The 8,191-nt window shown below is 61.6% G+C and carries 7 protein-coding genes, 1 tRNA gene and 1 pseudogene; all 9 read right to left on the reverse strand.

All coding sequences use genetic code 11. The annotated features are described in order from the left end of the window. Positions 1-3: 3 nt before the first annotated feature. The gene (gene rpoB, locus FB600_RS36005; protein ID WP_025101107.1) at positions 4-4,113 is read right to left on the reverse strand and encodes a DNA-directed RNA polymerase subunit beta; all 4,110 of its coding nucleotides are present in this window, start codon (positions 4,111-4,113) and stop codon (positions 4-6) included. Between the two features lie 375 nt (positions 4,114-4,488). Further along, positions 4,489-4,863 carry a 50S ribosomal protein L7/L12 gene (gene rplL, locus FB600_RS36010; RefSeq protein ID WP_013696354.1) on the reverse strand — a complete coding sequence of 125 codons (375 nt, stop codon included), beginning with the start codon at positions 4,861-4,863 and terminating at the stop codon, positions 4,489-4,491. Positions 4,864-4,917: 54 nt separating this feature from the next. Next, the gene (rplJ, locus tag FB600_RS36015) at positions 4,918-5,415 is read right to left on the reverse strand and encodes a 50S ribosomal protein L10 (protein ID WP_096749865.1); all 498 of its coding nucleotides are present in this window, start codon (positions 5,413-5,415) and stop codon (positions 4,918-4,920) included. A gap of 297 nt (positions 5,416-5,712) precedes the next feature. Further along, positions 5,713-6,411 carry a 50S ribosomal protein L1 gene (gene rplA, locus FB600_RS36020; RefSeq protein WP_013696352.1) on the reverse strand — a complete coding sequence of 233 codons (699 nt, stop codon included), beginning with the start codon at positions 6,409-6,411 and terminating at the stop codon, positions 5,713-5,715. Continuing rightward, positions 6,412-6,843, reverse strand: a complete 432-nt coding sequence (gene rplK / locus FB600_RS36025) for a 50S ribosomal protein L11 (RefSeq protein ID WP_013696351.1) — start codon at positions 6,841-6,843, stop codon at positions 6,412-6,414. A gap of 141 nt (positions 6,844-6,984) precedes the next feature. After that, complete coding sequence (nusG, locus tag FB600_RS36030; RefSeq protein ID WP_098154636.1) at positions 6,985-7,542, reverse strand: transcription termination/antitermination protein NusG; 558 nt, start codon at positions 7,540-7,542, stop codon at positions 6,985-6,987. Between the two features lies 1 nt (position 7,543). After that, positions 7,544-7,924, reverse strand: a complete 381-nt coding sequence (gene secE / locus FB600_RS36035; RefSeq protein ID WP_098154637.1) for a preprotein translocase subunit SecE — start codon at positions 7,922-7,924, stop codon at positions 7,544-7,546. Between the two features lie 39 nt (positions 7,925-7,963). After that, positions 7,964-8,039, reverse strand: a tRNA-Trp gene (locus FB600_RS36040). Positions 8,040-8,096: 57 nt separating this feature from the next. After that, positions 8,097-8,191 (reverse strand): annotated as a pseudogene (locus FB600_RS36045) (elongation factor Tu); the annotation flags it as partial.

Genomic DNA, 8,191 nt, shown 5'->3' on the forward strand with positions numbered 1-8,191 from the left:
CGATTAGTTGCGATCGAGGTCGATGTCGATACCGAGCGAGCGGATTTCCTTCACCAGCACGTTGAAGGATTCCGGCATGCCCGCGTCGATCACGTGGTCGCCCTTGACGAGGTTCTCGTACACCTTCGTCCGGCCGTTCACGTCGTCCGACTTCACCGTCAGCATTTCCTGCAGCACATACGATGCGCCGTAGGCCTCGAGCGCCCACACTTCCATTTCCCCGAAACGCTGGCCACCGAACTGCGCCTTGCCGCCCAGCGGCTGCTGCGTGACGAGCGAGTACGGGCCGGTCGAACGCGCGTGCATCTTGTCGTCGACCAAGTGGTGCAGCTTCAGGTAGTGCATGTAGCCGACCGTCACGGTCCGCTCGAATGCCTCACCCGTGCGGCCGTCGTACAGGCGCACCTGGTTCTTCGACGGCGTCATGCCGAGCTGCTGCGCGATGTCGTCCGGGAACGCCAGGTCGAGCATCTTCGACATTTCCTCTTCGGTCGCGCCGTCGAACACCGGCGTGGCGAACGGAACGCCCTCGCGCAGGTTCTTCGCGAGTTCGAGGATCTCGTCGTCGCTGAAGCTCTCGAGGTCTTCCGCGCGGCCCGACTCGTTGTAGATCTTGGTCAGGAACACACGCAGTTCCTCGATCTTCGCCTGGCGCGCCAGCATTTCGCCGATCCGCCAGCCGAGGCCCTTCGCGGCCCAGCCGAGATGGACTTCGAGCACCTGGCCCACGTTCATCCGCGACGGCACGCCGAGCGGGTTCAGCACGACGTCGGCCGGACGGCCGTCGGCCATGTACGGCATGTCTTCCACCGGCACGATCTTCGAGACCACGCCCTTGTTACCGTGACGGCCCGCCATCTTGTCGCCAGGCTGCAGGCGACGCTTGACCGCGAGATAGACCTTGACCATCTTCAGCACGCCCGGCGGCAGTTCATCGCCTTGCGTGAGCTTCTTGCGCTTCTCTTCGAAGGCCAGGTCGAACTGGTGGCGCTTCTCCTCGATCGAGTTCTTGATCGCTTCGAGCTGGGCCGCCGCTTCCTCGTCCGCCAGGCGGATATCGAACCAGTGGTAGTGGTCCAGATCCGACAGGTAGGCCTGGTCGATCTTGGTGCCCTTGGCCAGCTTCTTCGGGCCGCCGTTGGCGACCTTGCCGTCGAGCATGCGCGCCAGACGCTGGAAGGCATCGCCTTCCACGATACGCAGCTGGTCGTTCAGGTCGAGGCGGTAGCGCTTCAGTTCGTCGTCGATGATCTGTTGCGCGCGCTTGTCACGCACGATGCCTTCGCGCGTGAACACCTGCACGTCGATCACCGTGCCGCTCATGCCCGAGGGCACGCGCAGCGAGGTGTCCTTCACGTCCGAGGCCTTCTCGCCGAAGATCGCGCGCAGCAGCTTCTCTTCCGGCGTCAGCTGGGTCTCGCCCTTCGGCGTGACCTTGCCGACCATCACGTCGCCCGCTTCGACCTCGGCACCGATGTAGACGATGCCCGATTCGTCGAGACGGCCGAGCTGGATTTCCGCCAGGTTCGAGATGTCTCGCGTGATTTCTTCCGGTCCGAGCTTGGTGTCGCGAGCGACCACGTTCAGCTCTTCGATGTGGATCGACGTGTAGCGATCGTCCGCCACCACGTTCTCCGAGATCAGGATCGAATCCTCGAAGTTGTAGCCGTTCCACGGCATGAACGCGATCAGCATGTTCTGGCCGAGCGCGAGCTCGCCCAGGTCCGTCGAGGCGCCGTCGGCCAGCACGTCACCGCGCGCGACCTTGTCGCCCATCTTCACGATCGGACGCTGGTTGATGTTCGTGTTCTGGTTCGAACGCGTGTACTTGATGAGGTTGTAGATGTCGACACCGACCTCACCCGCCACCGCTTCGTCGTCGTTCACGCGAATCACGATACGGCCCGCGTCGACATAGTCGACCACGCCGCCGCGATAGGCCTGGACCGTGGTGCCCGAGTCGACCGCGCAGGTGCGCTCGATGCCCGTGCCGACCACCGGCTTTTCCGGACGCAGGCAAGGCACGGCCTGGCGCTGCATGTTCGAGCCCATCAGTGCACGGTTCGCGTCATCGTGCTCGAGGAACGGGATCAGCGACGCGGCCACCGAGACGATCTGCGACGGCGCCACGTCCATGTACTGGATGCGGTCCGGCGTGACCATCATGGTTTCGCCCGCTTCACGCGCCGACACCAGTTCGTCGGTCAGCTCGCCCGTGTTCTCGTCCACCGAGGCGTTCGCCTGGGCGATCACGTAGCGGCCTTCCTCGATCGCCGACAGGTAGTCGATCTGGTCGGTCACCTTGCTGTCCGTCACCTTGCGGTACGGCGTCTCGAGGAAGCCGTATTCGTTCAGATGGGCGTACAGCGCCAGCGAGTTGATCAGGCCGATGTTCGGACCTTCCGGCGTTTCGATCGGGCACACGCGGCCATAATGGGTCGGGTGCACGTCACGGACTTCGAAGCCGGCGCGCTCGCGCGTCAGACCGCCCGGGCCCAGTGCGGAAACACGGCGCTTGTGCGTGATTTCCGACAGCGGGTTGGTCTGGTCCATGAACTGCGAGAGCTGCGACGAACCGAAGAACTCGCGGATCGCCGAGGAAATCGGCTTCGAGTTGATCAGGTCGTGCGGCATCAGGTTTTCGCTTTCGGCCTGGCCGAGGCGTTCCTTCACCGCGCGTTCCACACGCACCAGGCCGGCACGGAACTGGTTCTCCGCCAGTTCGCCGACGCAACGCACGCGACGGTTGCCGAGGTGGTCGATATCGTCCACTTCGCCCTTGCCGTTGCGCAGCTCGACCAGGATCTTGATGGTCGCGAGGATGTCGTCGTCCAGCAGCGTCATCGGGCCGACGATCTCGTCACGGCCGACACGGCGGTTGAACTTCATGCGGCCGACCTTCGACAGGTCGTAGGCGTCTTCGCTGTAGAACAGACGGTTGAACAGCGCCTCGACGGCTTCTTCCGTCGGCGGCTCGCCCGGGCGCATCATGCGGTAGATGGCGATACGCGCGGCCGTCTTGTCGGCCGTCTCGTCGACGCGCAGCGTCGAGGAGATGTACGGACCCTGGTCCAGATCGTTCGTGTAGATCGTCTGGATTTCCTTGATCTTCGCGTCGCGCAGCTTGTCCAGCACGCTCTCGGTGATCTCGTCGTTCGCGTTCGCGATCACTTCGCCGGTGTCGCCGTCGACCACGTTCTTCGCCAGCACGCGGCCGAGCAGGTAGTCTTCCGGCACCGAGATGAACTTGGTCTTCGCGGCTTCCAAGTCACGGATGTGCTTCGCGTTGATCCGCTTGTCCTTCTGGACGATGACCTTGCCATCGCGATCGCTGATGTCGAAACGCGCGACTTCGCCACGCAGGCGCTCGGGCACGAACTCCATCTGCGCGCCTTCGTCCATCAACGTGAAGTTGTCGAACACGAAGAAGTTCGCGAGGATCTGTTCCGGCGTCAGGCCGATGGCCTTCAGCAGGATCGACACCGGCATCTTGCGGCGACGGTCGACGCGGAAGTACAGGACGTCCTTCGGGTCGAATTCGAAGTCGAGCCACGAGCCGCGGTAGGGAATGATCCGCGCCGAGAACAGCAGCTTGCCCGAGCTGTGGGTCTTGCCCTTGTCGTGTTCGAAGAACACGCCCGGGGAACGGTGGAGCTGCGACACGATCACGCGCTCGGTACCGTTGATGACGAACGAGCCGGTCGGCGTCATGAGCGGAATTTCGCCCATGTACACTTCCTGCTCCTTCACTTCCTTGACCACCGGCTTGCTCGGCGACTCCTTGTCGAGCAGCACCAGGCGCACCTTGGCGCGCAGTGCCGAACAATAGGTCAGGCCGCGCTGCTGGCATTCCTTGATGTTGAATGCCGGCGACGACAGGGCATAGCTCACGAACTCGAGACGAGCGAAGCCATTGTGCGAAACGATCGGGAAAACAGAGGTGAAGGCGGCTTGCAGGCCTTCGGACTTGCGTTGTGCTGCAGACACTTCAGCTTGCAGAAACGTGCTGAATGATTCAAGCTGAGTGGCTAGCAGGAAAGGAACTTGGTGAACGATGGAGCGCTTCGCGAAACTCTTGCGAATACGCTTCTTCTCGGTGAAGGAATATTGCATACGATCTCCGAATCACGGCGGGCGCTATCGAGGCGGGATACCTGGACGTGTCAAACCCGAGTGTTCACCGACTGAGACCCGATAGCCGTGCGGCGGCTCGAGCCGAGAAGCTTGGTGGTTGGCCGCTACCAACCGCTGGCTGACGGCAGCGGATGCCTTTGTTGCCCGCTACCCGACCAAACTTGCCTTCTGCAGTCGCTTCAGAAGACAAAGAGAATCGCCGGTTGCACGCATCGCGATGCGCCTTGGGCGGTTTTCTTTGGCTTCTGGGGCCATCCATTTCGACACACGAATTGAGTGTCAAAACAGCGTCCCCACAAAGCACAAAAAGGCCGGCGGTATAAAACCGCCAGCCTTCGCGCAGCTCGTCGAAACTTACTTGATTTCGACCTTTGCGCCAGCTTCTTCCAGCTTCTTCTTCGCTTCTTCAGCGGCAGCCTTGGGCACGGCTTCCTTGACGGGCTTCGGTGCGCCGTCGACCAGGTCCTTCGCTTCCTTCAGGCCCAGGCCCGTCAGTTCGCGAACGGCCTTGATGACGGAAACCTTGTTGGCGCCCGTTTCAGCCAGGATGACCGTGAATTCGGTCTGCTCTTCGGCTGCAGCAGCTGCGCCGCCGCCTGCCGGGCCAGCAACTGCCACTGCAGCTGCCGACACGCCGAACTTCTCTTCGAACGCCTTGACCAGTTCGTTCAGTTCCAGAACAGTCATGCCTTCGACTGCTGCCAGGATGTCTTCTTTTGCGATTGCCATGTGAAATACTCCTAAATTGAATGCGGGTACAGCCAGCGATCTGTGATGCCGACGTTATGCAGCTTCGGCCTGCTTCTTCTCGGCCAGCGCGGCCAGGGCGCGCGCGAAACCGGAAACAGGCGACTGCATGACGAACAGCAGCTTCGAGAGCAGTTCTTCGCGGCTCGGGATGCTTGCCAGCGCTTGCACGCCAGCCTTGTCCATCACCTTGCCATCGAACGAACCTGCCTTGATGATCAGCTTGTCATTGCTCTTCGCGAAGTCGTTCACGACCTTCGCGGCAGCAATCGCATCTTCAGAGATGCCGTAGATCAGCGGGCCGGTCATCTGCTCTGCCAGCATAGCAAACGGCGTACCTTCAACTGCGCGACGTGCCAAGGTGTTCTTCAGCACGCGCAGGTACACCTGCTTTTCACGCGCTTGCGCGCGCAGCTTGGTCAGATCGCCAACCGCAATTCCACGATACTCAGCCAGCACAACGGTCTGGGCCTTCGCGACTTGCGCGGAAACCTCAGCGACGACGGCTTGCTTGTCTTCTCTATTAAGCGGCACGGTTAGCCTCCAGAAACGATACGATCGGCATGGGCCTTTCGTACCTCGTTCAACAACGGCGTCCGAGTCGTCAGGAGTATTTCCGCCGTCGGCCCGGATCGCTCCGCGCCATCGGCTTCACCACTTCAAAACTTGTTCGGGTTCGCCATCTGCGTTGGCCTGCATTAAGGGAGTGCCTGCCTGCTGCCTCCCACCAACGGTCTTTGATAACCGGTCATCCTGCGCTCGTGCGCCGGGCAACCGCCCAAAGCCCTGGTTGGATGGCCCCACCGCGGCGGGGCCATCCGAATACTGCAATTACTGTGCGGCCAGCGACGATTGGTCGACGCGAACGCCGATGCCCATCGTGCTCGACAGCGCGATCTTGCGCAGGTACACGCCCTTGCTGGTCGCCGGCTTGGCCTTCTGCAGCGCTTCGATCAGCGCCGACAGGTTGGAGCGCAGCGCGGTCGGCTCGAACGATGCACGGCCGATCGTGGCGTGGATGATACCGGCCTTGTCCACACGGAACTGGACCTGACCCGCCTTCGCGTTCTTGACCGCAGTGGCGACGTCCGGCGTGACCGTGCCGACCTTCGGGTTCGGCATCAGGCCGCGCGGGCCGAGGATCTGGCCCAGCGTACCGACGATACGCATCGTGTCCGGCGAAGCGATCACGATGTCGAAATCCATTTGACCGGCCTTGATCTGCTCGGCCAGGTCTTCCATGCCGACGATTTCCGCGCCGGCTGCACGAGCCTGCTCGGCCTTGTCGCCTTGTGCGAACACGGCAACGCGAACCGACTTGCCGGTACCTGCCGGCAGCACGACCGAACCGCGAACCACTTGGTCCGACTTCTTCGCATCGATGCCGAGCTGGACTGCGACGTCGATCGACTCGTTGAACTTCGCGCTCGCGCATTCCTTCACGAGTGCCAGTGCGTCTTCGATCGCGTACAGCTTCTGACGGTCGACCTTAGCGGCAAATGCCTGACGACGCTTCGAGATCTTGGCCATTTACACGCCCTCCACGGTGATGCCCATCGAGCGTGCGCTGCCCGCGATGGTACGAACTGCCGCGTCCAGATCCGCTGCCGTGAGGTCAGGCATCTTGGTCTTCGCGATTTCTTCAGCTTGTGCGCGCGTGATCGAACCGACCTTGTCGGTGTGGGGCTTGCTCGAGCCCTTGTCGATCTTCGCTGCCTTCTTGATCAGGACGGTCGCCGGCGGCGTCTTCATCACGAACGTGAAGCTCTTGTCCGCGAATGCCGTGATCACGACCGGAACCGGCAGGCCCGGCTCCATGGCTTGGGTCTGCGCGTTGAACGCCTTGCAGAACTCCATGATGTTCAGGCCGCGCTGGCCCAGTGCCGGACCGACCGGCGGCGACGGGTTGGCTTTACCTGCAGGGATCTGCAGCTTGATAAAGCCGACAATCTTCTTTGCCATGTGTACACCTCGTTGGAACGCCAGGCTGGCGTTCGGTGAGTGATAACGCGCGTTCGCCATGCGGCTACTGACGCTCCTCAACGGTCAATGATGCGGACCGTAATCGCGACGACGGGCAGCGCGAAGGCTGCCCATCCAAACTCAGACTTTCTCGACCTGGCCGAACTCGAGTTCGACCGGTGTTGCCCGTCCAAAAATAGTAACGGACACGCGCACTCGCGATTTTTCGTAGTTGACTTCTTCGACCGTGCCGTTGAAATCGGTGAACGGGCCTTCCTTGACCCGGACCATCTCGCCCACTTCGAACAGGGTTTTCGGACGCGGCTTCTCCACGCCCTCCTGCATCTGCGACATGATCTTTTCGACTTCCCGCGGGGAAATCGGGCTCGGCCGATTGCGTGCGCCGCCCACGAAGCCCGTCACCTTGGCCGTATTCTTCACGAGGTGCCAGGTCTCATCCGTCATTTCCATCTCGACCAGCACGTAGCCGGGGAAGAAACGACGTTCGGTCACCGCCTTATGACCACCCCGGACTTCGACGACCTCTTCGGTCGGCACCAGGATCTGGCCAAACTTGTCTTGCATGCCGGCACGGTCAATGCGCTCCTGAAGCGCACGTTGCACGCTCTTCTCCATACCGGAGTAGGCGTGCACGACGTACCAACGCTTTCCGCTCGGGATCGCCGGAGTATCGCTCATATCATTTCCAACCCAGAATCGCCGAGAAAATCACCCATTCGATCGACTTATCGCTAAGCCAAAGGAAGAGCGCCATGACCAACACAAACCCGAACACTACCAGCGTGGTTTGCGTGGCTTCCTTGCGCGTAGGCCATACGACCTTGCGCACCTCCCGGTAGGAATCCTTCGCGAAGGCGATGAAGCTCTTGCCCGGAAGCGACATCAGGGCGGCGGCGACACCAGCGATGACCCCAACTGCCAATGCAGCGCCGCGGATGTACCACTCCTTGCCACCAAGCAAGAAGAAGCCCGCAAATCCGGCCAAGACCAGCAATACGCCCAGGCCCAGCATCAGCTTATCGCCGGAGGTATTTACAGTTTCGACGGATGGATTCGCCATAACACCTTAAAACAAATGCCACGTCTGAACGTGGCGATTTGGCAGGGGCAGAGGGAATCGAACCCCCAACCTTCGGTTTTGGAGACCGACGCTCTGCCAGTTGAGCTATACCCCTGTACCAGTGGGACCGGACAGCTCCGGCCCCAAAACTGTCGATCAGCGACTAACTGGCTTAGTCGAGGATCTTGGCGACGACGCCGGCGCCGACGGTACGGCCGCCTTCGCGGATCGCGAAGCGCAGACCTTCTTCCATCGCGATCGGAGCGA

It is taken from the genome of Burkholderia sp. SJZ089 (genome assembly GCF_007828315.1).
GTDB classification, from domain to species: Bacteria; Pseudomonadota; Gammaproteobacteria; order Burkholderiales; family Burkholderiaceae; genus Burkholderia; species Burkholderia gladioli.